The sequence below is a fragment of the Streptomyces azureus genome (assembly GCF_001270025.1).
GTDB lineage: Bacteria > Actinomycetota > Actinomycetes > Streptomycetales > Streptomycetaceae > Streptomyces > Streptomyces azureus.
The window spans coordinates 1-15,915 of the sequence record NZ_DF968221.1 but is presented as its reverse complement, the minus strand read 5'-3'; the positions used below and the strand labels follow the sequence as shown (position 1 = coordinate 15,915).

At 70.6% G+C, this 15,915-nt stretch carries 11 protein-coding genes and 1 pseudogene; 4 read left to right on the top strand and 8 right to left on the bottom strand.

The annotated features are described in order from the left end of the window. Window positions 1–86: 86 nt before the first annotated feature. The 5 genes from glpK to AOQ53_RS07340 form a co-directional block, all read right to left on the bottom strand. Window positions 87–1,607, bottom strand: coding sequence for a glycerol kinase GlpK (gene glpK, locus AOQ53_RS07360; protein ID WP_059416044.1), 1,521 nt, complete (start codon window positions 1,605–1,607; stop codon window positions 87–89). A gap of 21 nt (window positions 1,608–1,628) precedes the next feature. Continuing rightward, window positions 1,629–2,426, bottom strand: coding sequence for an MIP/aquaporin family protein (locus AOQ53_RS07355; RefSeq protein WP_059416041.1), 798 nt, complete (start codon window positions 2,424–2,426; stop codon window positions 1,629–1,631). Between the two features lie 700 nt (window positions 2,427–3,126). Beyond that, on the bottom strand, window positions 3,127–4,788 hold the full coding sequence (locus AOQ53_RS07350) for a bifunctional diguanylate cyclase/phosphodiesterase (RefSeq protein ID WP_059416037.1): 1,662 nt from the start codon (window positions 4,786–4,788) through the stop codon (window positions 3,127–3,129). A gap of 245 nt (window positions 4,789–5,033) precedes the next feature. Next, window positions 5,034–6,224, bottom strand: coding sequence for a lipid-transfer protein (locus AOQ53_RS07345; protein WP_059416320.1), 1,191 nt, complete (start codon window positions 6,222–6,224; stop codon window positions 5,034–5,036). Further along, window positions 6,221–6,646 carry a Zn-ribbon domain-containing OB-fold protein gene (locus tag AOQ53_RS07340; RefSeq protein ID WP_059416036.1) on the bottom strand — a complete coding sequence of 142 codons (426 nt, stop codon included), beginning with the start codon at window positions 6,644–6,646 and terminating at the stop codon, window positions 6,221–6,223. Before AOQ53_RS07340 ends, AOQ53_RS07345 begins: the two co-directional genes overlap by 4 nt. Window positions 6,647–6,795: 149 nt before the next feature. Between AOQ53_RS07340 and AOQ53_RS45860 the strand changes: the two are divergent. Together AOQ53_RS45860 and AOQ53_RS07335 are read left to right on the top strand one after the other, a co-directional pair. Continuing rightward, window positions 6,796–7,014, top strand: a pseudogene (locus AOQ53_RS45860) (M15 family metallopeptidase); the annotation flags it as partial. Between the two features lie 50 nt (window positions 7,015–7,064). Further along, window positions 7,065–7,601: an NUDIX domain-containing protein gene (locus AOQ53_RS07335; protein ID WP_059416034.1), complete on the top strand. Its 537-nt coding sequence runs from the start codon at window positions 7,065–7,067 to the stop codon at window positions 7,599–7,601. A 2-nt stretch (window positions 7,602–7,603) separates the two neighbouring features. Here the strand turns inward: AOQ53_RS07335 and AOQ53_RS07330 are convergent, their stop codons facing one another. Further along, window positions 7,604–9,970: a glycoside hydrolase family 31 protein gene (locus AOQ53_RS07330; RefSeq protein WP_059416032.1), complete on the bottom strand. Its 2,367-nt coding sequence runs from the start codon at window positions 9,968–9,970 to the stop codon at window positions 7,604–7,606. 212 nt (window positions 9,971–10,182) lie between these two features. Between AOQ53_RS07330 and AOQ53_RS07325 the strand changes: the two genes are divergently transcribed. Beyond that, the gene (locus AOQ53_RS07325) at window positions 10,183–12,150 is read left to right on the top strand and encodes an acetoacetate--CoA ligase (RefSeq protein ID WP_059416030.1); all 1,968 of its coding nucleotides are present in this window, start codon (window positions 10,183–10,185) and stop codon (window positions 12,148–12,150) included. A gap of 221 nt (window positions 12,151–12,371) precedes the next feature. After that, window positions 12,372–13,262: a hypothetical protein gene (locus tag AOQ53_RS07320; RefSeq protein ID WP_059416028.1), complete on the top strand. Its 891-nt coding sequence runs from the start codon at window positions 12,372–12,374 to the stop codon at window positions 13,260–13,262. A gap of 69 nt (window positions 13,263–13,331) precedes the next feature. Here the strand turns inward: AOQ53_RS07320 and ptsP are convergent, their stop codons facing one another. Beyond that, complete coding sequence (gene ptsP / locus AOQ53_RS07315; protein WP_059416026.1) at window positions 13,332–15,002, bottom strand: phosphoenolpyruvate--protein phosphotransferase; 1,671 nt, start codon at window positions 15,000–15,002, stop codon at window positions 13,332–13,334. A gap of 77 nt (window positions 15,003–15,079) precedes the next feature. Beyond that, window positions 15,080–15,529 carry a PTS sugar transporter subunit IIA gene (locus AOQ53_RS07310; RefSeq protein ID WP_059416024.1) on the bottom strand — a complete coding sequence of 150 codons (450 nt, stop codon included), beginning with the start codon at window positions 15,527–15,529 and terminating at the stop codon, window positions 15,080–15,082. Window positions 15,530–15,915 lie beyond the last annotated feature (386 nt).

The following is a 15,915-nucleotide window of genomic DNA, read 5'->3' as shown; positions in this document are numbered from 1 at the left end:
GTACCCCCGCCGACAGGGGTACGGTCCGCAGTCCGGAAACGCCGCTCCACGCGCGCGTGGTCCGAATCAAGCTCCACGCGCGCGTGCTAGCTGTCGCCGTCCTCCTCCCAGCCGAAGCTCCGCTCCACGGCCTTGCGCCAGTTGTGGTGCTCGCGGTCCCGCACCGACGCCTCCATGGACGGCGTCCACTCGACGTCCTTCTGCCAGTGCGCCTTGAGCTCGTCCAGGTCGTTCCACACACCGGTGGCCAGACCGGCCGCGTACGCGGCGCCCAGACAGGTCGTCTCGGAGACCTTGGGCCGCACCACCGGCACGTCGAGCACGTCCGCCTGGTGCTGCATGAGCAGGTTGTTCTTCGTCATGCCGCCGTCGACCTTCAGGGTGGTGATGTGCACCCCGGAGTCCTGGTACATGGCGTCCACGACCTCGCGTGTCTGCCAGCTCGTCGCCTCCAGCACCGCGCGCGCGAGGTGCGCCTTGGTGACGTACCGGGTCAGCCCGGTGACCACGCCACGCGCGTCGGAGCGCCAGTACGGCGCGAACAGGCCCGAGAACGCCGGCACGATGTACGCGCCGCCGTTGTCCTCCACGCTCGCGGCCAGGGGCTCGATCTCGTCGGCGGTACGGATGATGCCGAGCTGGTCGCGGAACCACTGGACCAGCGCGCCCGTTATGGCTATCGACCCCTCCAGGCAGTAGACCGGCGCCTCGCTCCCGATCTTGTACCCCATCGTCGTCAGCAGACCGCTCTTCGACGACACCGGGCGGTTGCCCGTGTTGAGCAGCAGGAAGCTTCCCGTGCCGTACGTGTTCTTCGCCGTGCCGACGTCGTAGCAGGCCTGGCCGAACACGGCCGCCTGCTGGTCGCCCAGCGCGGAGGCGACGGGCACGCCGGCGAGCTGACCGAGGGCGGTGCCGTACACCTCGGCGGAGGACTTGATCTCGGGCAGCATTGCCTCGGGGATGTTCATCGCGGAGAGGATCGAGGAGTCCCACTGGAGGGTCTCCAGGTTCATCAGCATGGTGCGCCCGGCGTTGGTCACGTCGGTGACGTGCTGTCCGCCGTCCGTGCCGCCCGTGAGGTTCCAGAGCAGCCAGGAGTCCATCGTTCCGAAGGCGATCTCACCGCGTTCGGCCCTGGCCCGGAGGTCGGGCACGTTGTCGAGCAGCCAGGCCGCCTTGGGCCCGGAGAAGTAGGTGGCCAGCGGCAGACCCGTCTGCTCGCGGAAACGGTCCTGCCCGTCCGAGCCGCCCAGCTGGTTGCACAGCGCCGCCGTCCGCGTGTCCTGCCACACGATGGCGTTGTGCACCGGCTTCCCCGTCGCGCGGTCCCACAGGAGGGTCGTCTCGCGCTGATTGGTGATCCCCATCGCGCTCAGCTGGTCGGCACGCAGCCCGGCCTTGGCGAGCGCCCCGGCGACCACCGCCTGCACCTTGGACCAGATCTCGGTGGCGTCGTGCTCCACCCACCCGGGTTTCGGGAAGATCTGACGGTGCTCGCGCTGGTCCACGGCGACGATGGCGCCGTCCTGGTTGAAGACGATGCAGCGGCTGGAGGTGGTGCCCTGATCGATCGCTGCTACGAATTTCTCGGAGTTGTCCGTCATGGCTACCTCTTGATCGCTTGGTCAGAAGGCTGCGTTGTAGATGAGGGCCCCGAGAATTCCGCCGACCGCGGGCCCTACCACCGGGATCCAGGCGTACCCCCAGTCGGACGTTCCCTTGTTCGGGATCGGGAGGAACTGGTGCACGATGCGCGGACCGAGGTCACGGGCGGGGTTGATCGCGTAGCCGGTGGGCCCACCGAGCGAGAGGCCGATCCCGACGACCAGCAGGGACACCAGGAGGATCGAGATGCCGGAGCCATAGATTCCGGCTCCTTCGCCCGGGATCGGTCCGATGCCGACACCCTGGACGACCCTGTCATCGCCGACCAGCGCGAGGATGGGAAGCACCAGGGCGATGGTCGCGAGGATCTCCGTCATCAGGTTGGCGACCGGGTTCCTGATCTCAGGGATGGTGGAGAAGATGCCGAGCGTCGGTACCGCCTCGTCCACCGTGCCGTCCGTGGTGCCCGTTTGCCGTACGTTGGCCCGGAACTGGGCGAAGTAGAGCAGGTACGCGAGGATGGCGCCCAGCATTGCCCCCACGATCTGCCCGAGCAGGTAGACCCAGACCTTGTCCCACACGCCTGTGTCGACGGCCAGGCCGAGTGTGACGGCGGGGTTGATGTGGCCGCCCGACAGCGGGGCGGCGGTGTACGCGCCGGCCAGGACACCGAATCCCCAGCCGAACGCGATGACGATCCAGCCCGACGCCCTGGCCTTCGAGAATCTCAGGGTGACGGCGGCGCAGACGCCCGCGCCGAAGAGGATCAGGATCGCCGTGCCGATGATCTCGCCGACGAAGATGTCTACGTTGCTCATGGCGGCTCCTAGGCCAGGCCCGGGGACGATCCGCCCCGGTCCTCATGTGCAGGGTGCGTTTCCCATGGCTACTTCAGCCGAAGGCAGGGAGATCCCGCGCCCCGCCCGGCATCCGTGACGAGCGTGCCGTCGCAGCCGAATCGCCCGTGGGGGAAAGGGCCTTGGCGCAGGCGCGCCCGCGCGCCTCAGTGCCGGATACGCCGAGTATGTACGGCGATGTCGACTGACACCGGAAGTGTTCACCGGCACCCAGGGGGCGTCAAGGTCGCCGACCGCAACGGTTGACGGCCATGTGACGTCGGCCGGGACTGCCGGGCCGGGTGGCCGGTTGCACGGCCCTGGCGGCGCCCGGTCGGGTCGTTGTTCAGATCTGGTCGGGGCCTGCGCGGGCCTTGATGAGCCGCGCGAGCCTTGCTGGTGGTGTCGTCCGGCCTCGCTGAGCTCCGCCGTAGGCGAGCGCCCAGCGCATCTGACTCCTCGCTTGTTAGCCACCAGCATCCACCTGACCTGGCGGTCTCTCAACCGGACGGATGGCGCCCCGCTCCCGGCCCCGTACAGGGACCTGTCGGGGCGGGTCACGGCGGTGCCCATGCGCCCGCCCCGACAGGGGCCACAACCCCGTCGGCGTCCGTATGGACCCTGTCTGCGGCCCACACCCTCCGATGGACCCAGCCCGCCCCAGGAGCCCTGTACGTCCCTCTCAACCTCTACCCGGCTCCGCCACCACCCCACACGGCGCCGGGGCCGGGGCCGGCGTCGCCTCAGCGCCGCGGCGGGTCTCATGCCCGGGCATGCCCGCTCGGCCCAGCACCCAACTCGCTCCGTGCAACGCCTTCGCAGCCTTCTTCAACGGCGCCAGGCAGGCCGCCGCCTGCCGGTGGTCGGCCACGCTGCCCGGCGCGCACACCACCGTGGCGAGCGACAGCGTGACGGGCCGACCGCCCGCCGACCACGGGGCGTCCAGCACGGAGGCGGCCAGCGGATCGAGGCCTTCCGGTTCGGTGAGCACCAGGAAGTCGTCGCCGCCGATATGACCGACGCGGGTGCCGTCCGTCGCGGCCTGCTGCAACGCACGCCCCACCGCCCGGATCAGCTCGTCGCCCGTCGCGAACCCGGCCCCGTCGTTGACCCGCTTGAAGTGGTCGACGTCCAGCCAGCTCAGTGCGAACGCCCGCCCGGACGCGATCCGCCGGTCCACCTCACCGGTGATCGCGTCCGAGCCGGGCAGACGCGTCAGCGGATTGAGCCCCGCCGCCTCCTCCACCCGCGTCTCGGCCAGTGCGCGCACGAGATCCGCGAGCCGTACGACGCCCACGCACCGCCCGTACTCGTCCACGACGGCGACATCGTCCGACGTGCGGTCGCGTCCGCCGACCGCCACGACGTCCAGCACCTCCCAGGCGGTGGCGTCGACACCCACCGTCCGCGGTGGGTCGCCGAGCTTGGCCGCGGGCCGGTCGGCGTACAGGGCATGCCCGTAGCGCCCCGACATCGACAGCAGGAAGCGGGACCGGTGGACCGACCGGACCGGCACTCCGGCGGTGTCCACGAGCAGCACCCCGGACACGTCCGGCGACCCGGTCAGCAGCGCCCGCACCTGCCCCGCGGACGCCGTGGCGGGCAGCAGCGCGGCGGGTCGCACGAACTCCCGCACCGACGGCCCGGACCGCGGCACGGCCACAGCACCGGGGGAGCGGGGCGGAACGTAGACGTCCGCGGCGGGCAGCCGGGCCGGCGGGGCCAGCAGCTCGCCCTGTGCCAGCTGTGCCCCGGCCGCCAGCGCCGCCGCGCACTGTCCCTCGGTCTCCACGCCCTCGACAGCCAGGAGAGCCCCCAACTCGTCGCACAGCGTCCGCATCGACCGCACGACCGCCGGCCGCGCCAGCAGCGACGCGTCCAGCTTCACCAGGTCGGGCGCGATGTCCGAGAGGAGCCGCAAGGGCAGGTCCCCGTCCCCGACACCGTCCGCGCAGATCCGGAAGCCCTGCCCGCGCAGCCTGGACACCGCCTCCAGCAGTGCCCGCTGCGGCACGTGCGTGTACGGCGGGCAGACGTCGATCGTCACTTCCCACGGGAGCCGCCCCGCCTCGCGCACGGCGTCGTGCAGCGAAGGGAGCCCGCCGAGGTCGGCGAGACTGCCCGCGAACACGTTGACGAACAGCGGCAGCAAGGTCTCCTTGCGCACCGCCGCCCGGACCGCCGACACCGCCAGCCGGCTGTCGAGCTCGGGATCCCGGCGAGCCTCGGCCAGGATGTCGCCGGTCTCCGGACGGGCGAGTATCTCCAGTCCCGCGACCGCGCCGGTCGTCAGATTGACCAACGGTTGGAAGGCGAAGCGGAGAGTGTCCGTCCAGGAGTGCACGGGAGCATGATGACTCCGCTGGCGCACGCCCAAGGGCAGTTCATGAGACGTTCACGCAGGATTCCGGAGCGATCACACAGCGTATGCCGAGGTGCGGTCGAGGCCGGCCCCATCAGCGCCCGCACCGACACGGATCCGTGCCTGTCCCGGCACCCCTGTCACGCCGTTCTGGCCCGCTCTTGGCGCGTCCCACCACCGCTCCAAGCCGTGTCGGGCACCACCCCGTGGCCCGTCCGTAACCCGGCTCACCGCACCGCGATCACAGCGGCCCCGTGCCCGAACAGCCCCTGGTTCGCGCTGATGCCCACGCGTGCTCCCACGACCTGCCGGTCACCTGCCTCGCCCCGCAACTGCCAGGCCAGCTCACACACTTGGGCTATCGCCTGGGCGGGAACCGCCTCGCCGAAGGAGGCCAGCCCACCACTGGCGTTCACCGGTATTCGCCCGCCCAGGGCCGTTGCCCCGTCCCGCAACAGCTTCGCGCCCTCGCCCTCACCGCACAGCCCCAGGTCCTCGTACCACTGCAACTCAAGCGCCGTGGACAGGTCGTAGACCTCGGCCAGCGACAGGTCCTCCGGCCCGACTCCCGCCTCCTCGTAGGCCGCTCGGGCGATGGACACCCGGAACGTCTCGGCGGGCGGATCGACCGCCACCGCGGAGTCCGTGGCGATGTCCGGCAGGTCCAGAACCGTGTTCGGGTAACGAGGCGTCACCGTCGACACCGCCCGGATCCGCACCGGATCCGCATGGCCGTGCCGCCGCGCGAACTCCAAGCTGGAGAGCACCAACGCCGCGCCGCCGTCGGAGGTCGCGCAGATGTCGAGCAGCCGCAGCGGATCGGAGACGACCGGGGAGGCGGCGACCTCCTCGGCGGTGACCCGCTCGCGGTAGCGTGCGTTGGGGTTCAGCGCTCCCATCGCCGCGTTCTTCACCTTCACCTGTGCGAAGTCGTCCGGGGTGTCGCCGTGTACGGCCATGCGCCTGCGGGCGTAGAGCCCGAAGTACACGGGGTTGGTCGCCCCGAGAACCCGGAACCGCAGCCAGTCGGGATCGTCGGCCCGGTCCCCGCCCGCAGGGCGGAGGAATCCCTTGGGAGCGGCATCGGCTCCCACCACGAGCACCGCATCGGCGAGCCCGGAGAGGATCTGGGCCCGCGCGGCGTCCACGGCCTGGGCTCCGGACGCGCACGCCGCGTACACGCTCGTGACCCGGGCCCCTTGCCAGCCCAGTGCTTTCGCGAACGTCGCTCCGGCGACATAGCCGGGATAGCCGCCACGGACGGTGTCCGCGCCGATGACCGAACCGATGTCCCGCCAGTCCAGCCCGGCGTCGGTGAGCGCCGCGCGGGCGGCTGCGACGCCGTACTCGACGAAATTCCGTCCCCACTTGCCCCATGGGTGCATGCCCGCGCCCAGCACCGCCACCTCGCCCATCACGCCTTCGCCCCCGTCGGCCGCCAGTGCCACGTCGTCCAGGTCGTTTGCGCGTCCTCGTGGAGCACGCCGGGCACGACCTCCACCTCCATGCCCACCGTCAGATCCTCGACGGTGACCCCGGGAGCCGCCTGTCCCAGCACCACGATCCGCTCGGCCTCCAACTCCACAGCGATCAACGCGCACGGCTCCCACGAGAGTTCCGGATCGCTCACATAGGGTGACGGCGGCCGATACCGGCTGTCCGTGTACGACCAGACGCGGCCACGCCGCGACAGCGGGACCTCCGCCAACTCTCCGCCGCCGCATGCGGGGTTGCGGCAGCGGTGGTCCTCGCGGGGGAAGAAGACCGAGGCGCACGCCGCACAACGCGTGCCGAGCAGCCGGAAGCCGTCCCTCTCCCCGGCGAACCACCCCGCCACCACAGGCGTTCGTGTACGCGACACAGTGCCTCCCCGCAGACCGAATCTGACGGAACGTCAGGAGTGTGCCACGGCCCTCCTGATTTGGGCATCCCTTCCCCGGTGGGACCTACAACTTCGTCGGCGAGCGCATCGACGGCTACGCACTCAAGGGCACCGGCTTCGACTGCTTCGACGCCCTCTCGCACACCCTCGACCCACGCGTCCAGGGCGAACAGCGCGCCAACCGGCTGCTGCTCAAGAGCACCCTCGAAGGCCTCGGTTTCGTGAACCTGGCAGGGAAGTAGTGGCACCGCACCTACAAGCCCGAGCCCTACCCGGACACCTATTTGGACTTCCCCGTCTCCAAGAAGGCGCTCACCAGCCCTCACCGAGCCGCCCGCCCGAGACGCCCTCGCCGTGATCGGCTACAGTCCGCCGCGTGTCCGAAACTCAGCACTCCAGTTCCAACTCCGCGCCGAACTCTCACTGTTCGAGCTGCGGCGCGCCCTACGGAGAGGGCATCTCCGGCTGGCCCCGCACCTGCCCGGCGTGCGGCAGCGTGGCCTACCGCAATCCCCTCCCGGTCGCGGTGGCCCTCCAGCCCGTGTACGACACCAAGGGCACCGCCCTGGTCGTCATCACCCGAACCGTCGCGCCCGCGCGCGGGGGCATCGCCCTGCCCGGCGGCTACATCGACGACCGGGAGGACTGGCGGCAGGCCGTCGTACGCGAGCTCAAGGAGGAAACCGGCATCGACGCGGTCGGCCGCGACGTACGCCTCGTCGACGCCATGAGCTCGCCCGACGGACACCTGCTGCTGTTCGGTCTCCTCCCGGAACGCCCTGTCGAGGGCCTGCCGCCCTCCGCCGCCACGGGCGAGACGGAGGGCTGGCACCTCCTGCGCAGGGCGGAGGAACTCGCCTTCCCGCTGCACACCGTGGCCGTACGGGCCTGGTTCGAGGGCCGCTACATCTGAGCTCAGCGCTCTCCGGCCCCGCGGACGCGCACCGGGTGGGACGGCTCGCCCCCGCCGTTCTCACCCTCCCGCTCGACGACCACCCGCGAGCCCGTCCACCGAGCGGTGTAGCGCTCGATCTCCGGCTCATCCCACCCCTCGCCCCCGTCCGGCACGACCTGCCCGCCGCCGGTCTGTCCCCGGGCGGGCGCCCACACCTCCAGCTCCAGCCCGCCTTCCTCCCCGCGTACGGGAAGCACCGCACCCGCGCGTGCGAACACCGGGATCCGCGACAGAGGCGCGTCGACGAGCACCTGCGCCGGCCCCTCGTACGCCTGCTCCGTCACCGTGTCGTACCACCGCCCCCGCGGCAGCTGCACGGCACGCCGGTCCGCGCCCGGGTCGAGCACCGGCGCCACCAGCAGGCTGTCGCCCAGCAGGAAGGCGTCCCCGCAGTCACGCAGCGCCCGCTCCTCCGGCGCAGCCCACCACAGGGGCCGCACATAGGGCGCTCCCGTACGCCGGGCCAGATGCGCCAGCGTCATGAAGTACGGCAGCAACCTTCGGCGTTCGACGAGCGCCACGCGCGCGTGCTCCAGCACCTCGGCACCGAACTCCCACGGCTCCCTGCGTCCCGCCCGCAGACTCGCGTGCGTACGGAACAGCGGCAGGTACGCGCCCAGCTGGAACCACCGCAGATACAGCTCGGGGGAGGGGTCCCCGTCGAAGCCTCCGATGTCCGGCCCCGAGTACGGAACGCCGCACAGACCGAGCCCCATCACCAGTGCCAAGGAAGCCCGCAGTCCCGGCCAGCCGGTGGCGACGTCCCCCGACCAGGTCCCGCCGTAGCGCTGCATGCCGGCCCACCCGGAGCGGGAGAACAGGAACGGCCGCTCCTCGGGCGCGAGTTTCCGCAACCCCTCGAAGCCCGCCCTGGCCATGCACAGCGCGTACACGTTGTGCGCCTCACGATGGTCACCGCCCCTCCCCTCCAAGGAGTGCCGCGCCGAACGTGGCAGCGTCGACTCCCCGAAGGCGGTGAACGACGTGGGCTCGTTCATGTCGTGCCAAAAACCCGAGAAACCCTGCGCGAGCCGCTCCTCGTAGAGACCGCCCCACCATTCACGCACGCGCGCGTGCGTGAAATCGGGAAACACGGCATCCCCAGGCCACACGACCCCCTGCACGACCTGCCCCGAGGCATCCCGCACGAACGCGTCCTCAGCCGTCCCACCGTCGTACACGGCATTACCGGGCAGGGCCTTCACGGCCGGGTCGACGATCGACACCAGCCGGATGCCGTCCCGCCGGAGTTCCTCGGCCAGAACAGGCAGCTTCGGGAAGCGGTCCTGGTCGACGGTGAACACCTGATGCGCGTCCAAATGGTCGATGTCCAGGTGCACGGCGTCGAGCGGCAGACCGTGCTCCAGGTAACCCGCGACGATCCGCCGCACCTCCTGCTCGCTGCCGAACCCCCACCGCGCGTGGTGGTGCCCGAGCGCCCACGCGGGCGGCAGCGCCGGCGCGCCGGTGAGTGAGGCCCAGGCGAGCAGCACGCGCGCGGGGGTGCCCACCATCACCCAGCAGCGCAGCGGCCCACCGTCCATCCGCAGCTCGCTCGTCCCGGCCCGGTCGTGCCCGGAACCGGCGCCCTCCTCGCCCTCCCGCAGCGTTACCGTGCCGTCCCACGAGCTGTCGTGGAACACCAGATGCGTACCGCCGTCGGACACGACCATCTGCACCGGCATCGTGATGTACAGCGGGTCGTCACCAGGCCCGAAGGCATAACCGGGGTCGGTGTTCCACAGCCGGTACGTCCCGTCCGGCAGCCGAGGACCCGCAGCTCGACCACCGAGCCCGAAGAACCGCGCGTCTGCAGCCACCTCCGACCGCTGCATCCACCGCGCCGTGCCGCCGCCGACCGGCTCCCACCACCGCGGCGGCAGATCACGGCGCAGGGTCACGCCACCGGGGGTGCGCACCTCCACCGCGCCATGCCGCGACACGACGACCGTCACCCGCTCGGCGACGACCCGCCAGCCGCCGTCCTTGTCCGGCTCCAGCACCGCCCGGGGATCTGCCTCCGGACACTGGCCGGCCAGCGCGTACGACGGCTCGGGCTCCGCCCCGTCCCAGCCGTAGAAGACGGCACCGTTCACGGCGACCAGAATCCGCAGCTCCGACCGGCTGAACCGGACGACGCCGCCCCCCGGCCCCGGCTCCACCTCCTGCACGGCCCCGGGCACCCGCGCACGCTCCGCCCCCCGCGACGGCAGTCCGGTGGCGTCGGCCCGCCGCCTGCGCCACGCTGCTCGTACGGTACGCACACCCTGCGCCGCGCCCACCGAACCCACCGCTATCACCGAACGCACCAGGTCACGACCGTTCATGCTGCTCACCCTGCCACTGACCGCCCCACGCGCGCGTGTCGTTCAACTGCCGTTCACCCGTGCCAGGACCACATCTTCACGACACGGACTATGTGGGGCGCACCCTGGTGCCGAAGTCGATCACATGGCATTGTCCGTGCCAGCCGCGTCACGCGCACACCCCAGCCCGTGCGCGGAGGACGCACACGACGCGCACAGTCCGGGAGCCGACCATGTCGACCGCTAGTCCTCAGCCGCTCTGGCAGCCAGACCCCGAGCGCATCGCCCGGGCACGGATCACGAGGTTCCAGACCTGGGCAGCCGAGCACCACGGCGCCCCCGCCGAGGGCGGCTACGCGGCCCTCCAGCGCTGGTCCGTCGACGAGCTGGACACCTTCTGGAAAGCCGTCACGGAGTGGTTCGACGTCCGTTTCTCGACGCCCTACGCGCACGTGCTCGGCGACCGTTCGATGCCGGGCGCCCAGTGGTTCCCCGGGGCGACCCTCAACTACGCCGAACACGCCCTCCGCGCGGCCGACACCCGCGCCGACGAACCGGCTCTCCTGCACGTCGACGAGACACACGAACCAAGCCCCGTCACCTGGGCCGAGCTGCGCGGCCAGGTCAGCTCCCTGGCCGCCGAGCTGCGCGCCCTCGGCGTACGCCCCGGAGACCGCGTCAGCGGCTATCTCCCCAACGTCCCGCAGGCCGTGGTCGCCCTCCTCGCCACCGCCGCCGTCGGCGCCGTCTGGACGTCCTGCGCCCCCGACTTCGGCGCCCGCAGCGTCCTCGACCGCTTCCAGCAGGTCGAACCCGTCCTGCTGTTCACGGTCGACGGCTACCGCTACGGCGGCAAGGAGCACGACCGGCGCGAGGTCGTCGCCGAACTGCGCCGCGAACTGCCCACCCTGCGCGCCGTCGTCCACATCCCCCTCCTCGGCACCGAGGCACCCGAGGGCGCCCTGGACTGGTCGGCCCTCACCTCCGCCGACACGGACCCCGTCTTCGAGCAGGTGCCCTTCGACCACCCCCTGTGGGTGCTCTACTCCTCCGGCACGACAGGCCTGCCCAAGGCCATTGTCCAGTCCCAGGGCGGCATCCTGGTCGAGCACCTCAAACAACTCGGCCTGCACTGCGACCTGGGTCCCGAGGACCGCTTCTTCTGGTACACGTCGACCGGCTGGATGATGTGGAACTTCCTCGTCTCCGGCCTGCTCACCGGCACCACGATCGTCCTCTACGACGGCAGCCCCGGCTACCCGGACACCGGCGCCCAGTGGCGCATCGCCGAACGCACCGAGGCCACCCTCTACGGCACCTCGGCCGCCTACGTCATGGCCTGCCGCAAGGCGGGCGTACACCCGTCCCGCGACTTCGACCTCTCCTCCGTCCAGTGCGTCGCCACCACCGGCTCACCCCTGCCACCCGACGGCTTCCGCTGGCTCCACGACGAGGTCCGCGACAACCTGTGGATCGCCTCCGTCAGCGGCGGCACGGACGTGTGCTCCTGCTTCGCCGGAGCCGTTCCGACCCTCCCGGTCCACGTCGGCGAACTCCAGGCCCCCTGCCTCGGCACCGACCTCCAGTCCTGGGACCCGGGCGGCACACCCCTGGTCGACGAGGTCGGCGAGCTCGTGGTCACCAACCCCATGCCGTCGATGCCCATCCACTTCTGGAACGACCCCGACGGCAGTCGCTACCACGACAGCTACTTCGACACGTACCCCGGCGTATGGCGGCACGGCGACTGGATCACCGTCACCTCCCGCGGATCCGTCGTCATCCACGGACGCTCCGATTCCACGCTCAACCGCCAGGGCGTGCGCATGGGATCCGCCGACATCTACGAGGCCGTGGAGCGCCTCCCCGAGATCAGGGAGTCCCTCGTCATCGGCATCGAACAGCCGGACGGCGGCTACTGGATGCCCCTCTTCGTGCACCTGGCCCCCGGAGCCGTCCTCGACGAGGCCCTGCTGAACCGCATCAAGCAGACCATCCGCGAAGAACTGTCACCGCGCCACGTTCCCGACGAGATCATCGAGGTACCCGGCGTCCCCCACACCCTGACCGGCAAACGCATCGAGGTCCCGGTCAAACGCCTCCTCCAGGGCACTCCGCTGGAGAAGGCGGTCAACCCGGGCTCCATCGACAACCTCGACCTGCTGAGCTTCTACGAGGACCTGGCCCGCAAACGCGCCTGACCGGGACCACCCTCGGACTCACCGGAGACGACGGTGAGTCCGAGACCCGGGCGACTGACCACTCGCCGTCACCAGGACTGTCGACGCGGTCACGTCAGCTACACAGCTTTTGAACTGCTCGCTTCTTCCGCAACCGGGTCCGCGATCCCCCGCTCAGGCCCCGTTGTCAGTGCCGCCGATTACTGTGAGTGAGCATTGATCGACCGTGCACAGGGGGAACAATGACGCACACCGACAGCCGGACCATGCGACGTGTCCTGCGCCGCGAAATCGCCGGCACCATCGGCCTGCTCACCGACGAGCACGACTTCCGGGCCATGCGGCGCTACCGCAGCTTCACCTTCGACGACCACGCGACCTACCTCAAGCATGTGGAAGGTCTCCTGAGGACACGGGCACTACAAGGCAGCCACACCACGGTGGCCCTCTTCGACCCCGAGGAGTACGCCGAGTTCTGCATGCAAAAAGGCCTCGACCCCGACAACCCGGCGAGCCGCACACGTTTCACGGCACGACTCGCGGTCACAGGCCCGACCCTTCCGTACGAGGGCCAGCCTCTGTCCGATCTCCTCCCGGCCCTCGTCGACGAGGCCGTGCGGCAGGCCACCTGGGAGTACGCGACCACACTGCTCGCTCGCCTCGGCGCCTGCGCCTCATGCGGCGAGGACATCGGGCGCGCCGCCTTCACCCGGGCCTCGGACCTTCTCGTCCGCATCCTCGACACGGCTCCGTCCGGCAACCGGCACCTCGTATGCAGCGTCACCGGACCACCCGAGACCCTCCTCGCCGCCCTCCACGTCGCCGACACCGGCGGCCCCGTCGAACTGGACGAGACCGAAGCCCTCGAGTTCGCCACAGTCCTGGCCCTCGGCCTGGCCACCGAAAGCCCAGGAGGACTCGTCATCCGCGCCAGCGCCCCAGGCAGCCCCGACCGCGTCTACGGCTGGCGCCTGCGCGCATACGGACTCGAACCCCTCACCGCAGGCGAGGTCTTCGACGCCTACTGCACCGACGTCGAATCCGGCGACCTGATCTCCCCCGAATCCAACGTCGATTACTGCGAGCCGCCCGACCTGGGAGAGGAGAAAACCGCACACGGACACCACCACTGAAAAGCGGGCGGGGCGCCCCACGGCAGTGGAGCGCCCCGCCCGGACAGCCATCGGCCAATCATGCCCGGCTCACTCGCCGGACAACACCGCCTGCGCCGCACGGCGCGCGTCCTCGGCCGTGTCCGATGCCCGAGCCGCCGCAGCGGCCCGCTCGCACTGCGCCAGTGTGTACTTCGCCAGCGCGGCCCGGACATAGGGGATCGACGCCGCGCCCATCGAAAGAGAGGTGACGCCCAGACCAGCCAGCACACACGCGAGCAGCGGGTCGGACGCGGCCTCACCACAGACGCCACAGCTCTTGCCCTCGGCCTTCGCCGCCTCGGCGGACAGCGCCACCAGGTCGAGCAGCGCGGGCTGCCACGGGTCCTGCAGACGGGAGACCGCACCCACCTGACGGTCGGCGGCGAAGGTGTACTGCGCCAGGTCGTTCGTCCCCAGGGACAGGAACTCGACCTCCTGGAGAATCGAGCGCGCCCGCAGCGCGGCCGACGGGATCTCGACCATTGCGCCGAACTTCGCCCGCAGCCCAGCCTCTCGGCACGCGTCCGTGAAGGCCCGGGCATCGGTGCGGTCCGCGACCATCGGGGCCATGACCTCGAGGTAGACCGGCAGGCCTTCCGCGGCCTTCGCGAGCGCCGTCAGCTGGGTACGCAGGACCTCCGGGTGGTCCAGCAGCGTCCGCAAGCCCCGCACGCCGAGCGCCGGGTTCGGCTCGTCGGCCGGCGTCAGGAAGTCGAGCGGCTTGTCCGCGCCCGCGTCCAGCACCCGCACTACGACACGTCCCTCGGGGAACGCCTCCAGCACCTGCCGGTACGCCGCGACCTGCTTCTCCTCGGACGGCGCCTGCTTGCTGTCGTCCAGGAAGAGGAACTCGGTACGGAAGAGACCGACCCCCTCGGCACCGGCCTCGACCGCTGCCGCCACATCCGCAGGGCCGCCGATGTTCGCGAGCAGCGGCACCTTGTGACCGTCCGCGGTGGCACCGGGGCCCGTCGAGGCCGCCAGCGCCGCCCTGCGCTCGGCGGCCGCGGCCTCGAGCTGAGCCTTCTTCTCATCGCTCGGGTCCACGAAGATCTCGCCGGTGCTCCCGTCGACGGCGATCATCGTGCCTTCGGCGAGCTCACCGGCACCCGGCAGCGCGACCACGGCCGGCACCCCGAGCGCCCGCGCCAGAATCGCGCTGTGGCTGGTCGGACCACCCTCCTCGGTGACGAAGCCGAGCACCAGAGTCGGGTCCAGCAGCGCGGTGTCGGCAGGCGCGAGGTCGCGGGCGACAAGGACATAGGGCTCGTCGCTGTCGGGCACACCCGGCATCGGCACCCCCAGCAGACGGGCGACGATACGATTCCGCACGTCGTCGAGATCGGCCACGCGACCGGCGAGGTACTCACCGGCACCCGCGAGCAACTCGCGGTACGCGGCGAACGCGTCGTACACCCCGCGCTCGGCCGTGCTGCCGACGGCGATCCGCCGTTCCACGTCTGCCATCAGCTCGGGGTCCTGGGCCATCATGGCCTGGGCCTCGAGTACCGCCTGGGCTTCACCCCCCGCCAGGTTGCCCCGTGCTATCAGGTCGGCCGCCACAGCCTCCACGGCCTTGCGGGCGCGCCCCTGTTCACGCTCCGCCTCCTCCGCGGGGATCTGCTTCGCAGGCGGCTCCAGGACCGCCGTTCCCATATGCCGAACCTCGCCGATAGCCACACCGTGGCTCACGCCGACGCCTCGCAGCGTTGTGTCCATCTCACCCGTCTCCGATAGTGCGGCGGATCAGCCGCCGTGTTGGTTCTCCTGCTAGCCGCCGTACGACGGCACTGACGTCACTTCCAGAGGAAGAGACTGTCACCGGCCTTTACATCGCCGTCGTCACGAAGATCGGAGAGCGCTTCGGCCGTGGCCTCCAGCGCCACGATCGGGCAGACCGCGGATTTGCCGGCGGCCTCCACGGCAGCCGGGTTCCAGCGCACGATGCCCTGACCGCGCCTGACAGTGTCACCCTTGTTCACGAGCAGCTCGAAACCCTCGCCGTTGAGCTGCACGGTGTCGATACCGAGGTGGGTGAGCACGCCGTGCCCGTTCTCGTCGACCACGACGAACGCGTGCGGGTGCAGGGAGACGATGACGCCGTCCACGGGCGAGACGGCCTCGGAAGGCTCACGTACGGGGTCGATCGCTGTCCCCGGGCCGACCATGGCCCCGGAGAAGACCGGATCCGGCACGGCTGCCAGTCCGATGGCGCGTCCTGCGAGTGGGGACGTCACGGTGGTCATGGGAAGCCTCCCAGGGGTGGAGATCGATATGGGCCGTCCCTGTCGGTACCGGGACGGCACACTGCTCAGCAGGGTATGTCACCTGAAGTGCGGGTTCCGCGTGAGCACTCCAGAGTGGTCTAGACCATACCGCAAATCGATTTGCACCCGCTCCGCGGCCGCGTGTACAGTCGTACTCCTGCCTGGGGCTGAGCGACGCAACCTCGTGTCCTCGCCTGGCAGCACCCAACTCGTCAGATCCTATCTCGGGGTCATCTTCTGCATGCCTGCAGGACGGTGGTCAGAGGGACGGAAAAACACTGGTAGAGTTGGGGACATCGAAGGGAAGCGCCCGGAGGAAAGCCCGAGAGGGTGAGTACAAAGGAAGCGACCGTTCCTTGAGAACT

Coding starts and splice junctions, on each gene's coding strand:
- glpK (WP_059416044.1), bottom strand. CDS start 1,607: ATGACGGACAACTCCGAGAAATTCGTAGCAGCGATCGATCAGGGCACC.
- AOQ53_RS07330 (WP_059416032.1), bottom strand. CDS start 9,970: ATGAACGGTCGTGACCTGGTGCGTTCGGTGATAGCGGTGGGTTCGGTG.
- ptsP (WP_059416026.1), bottom strand. CDS start 15,002: ATGGACACAACGCTGCGAGGCGTCGGCGTGAGCCACGGTGTGGCTATC.
- AOQ53_RS07310 (WP_059416024.1), bottom strand. CDS start 15,529: ATGACCACCGTGACGTCCCCACTCGCAGGACGCGCCATCGGACTGGCA.
- AOQ53_RS07320 (WP_059416028.1), top strand. CDS start 12,372: ATGACGCACACCGACAGCCGGACCATGCGACGTGTCCTGCGCCGCGAA.
- AOQ53_RS07355 (WP_059416041.1), bottom strand. CDS start 2,426: ATGAGCAACGTAGACATCTTCGTCGGCGAGATCATCGGCACGGCGATC.
- AOQ53_RS07325 (WP_059416030.1), top strand. CDS start 10,183: ATGTCGACCGCTAGTCCTCAGCCGCTCTGGCAGCCAGACCCCGAGCGC.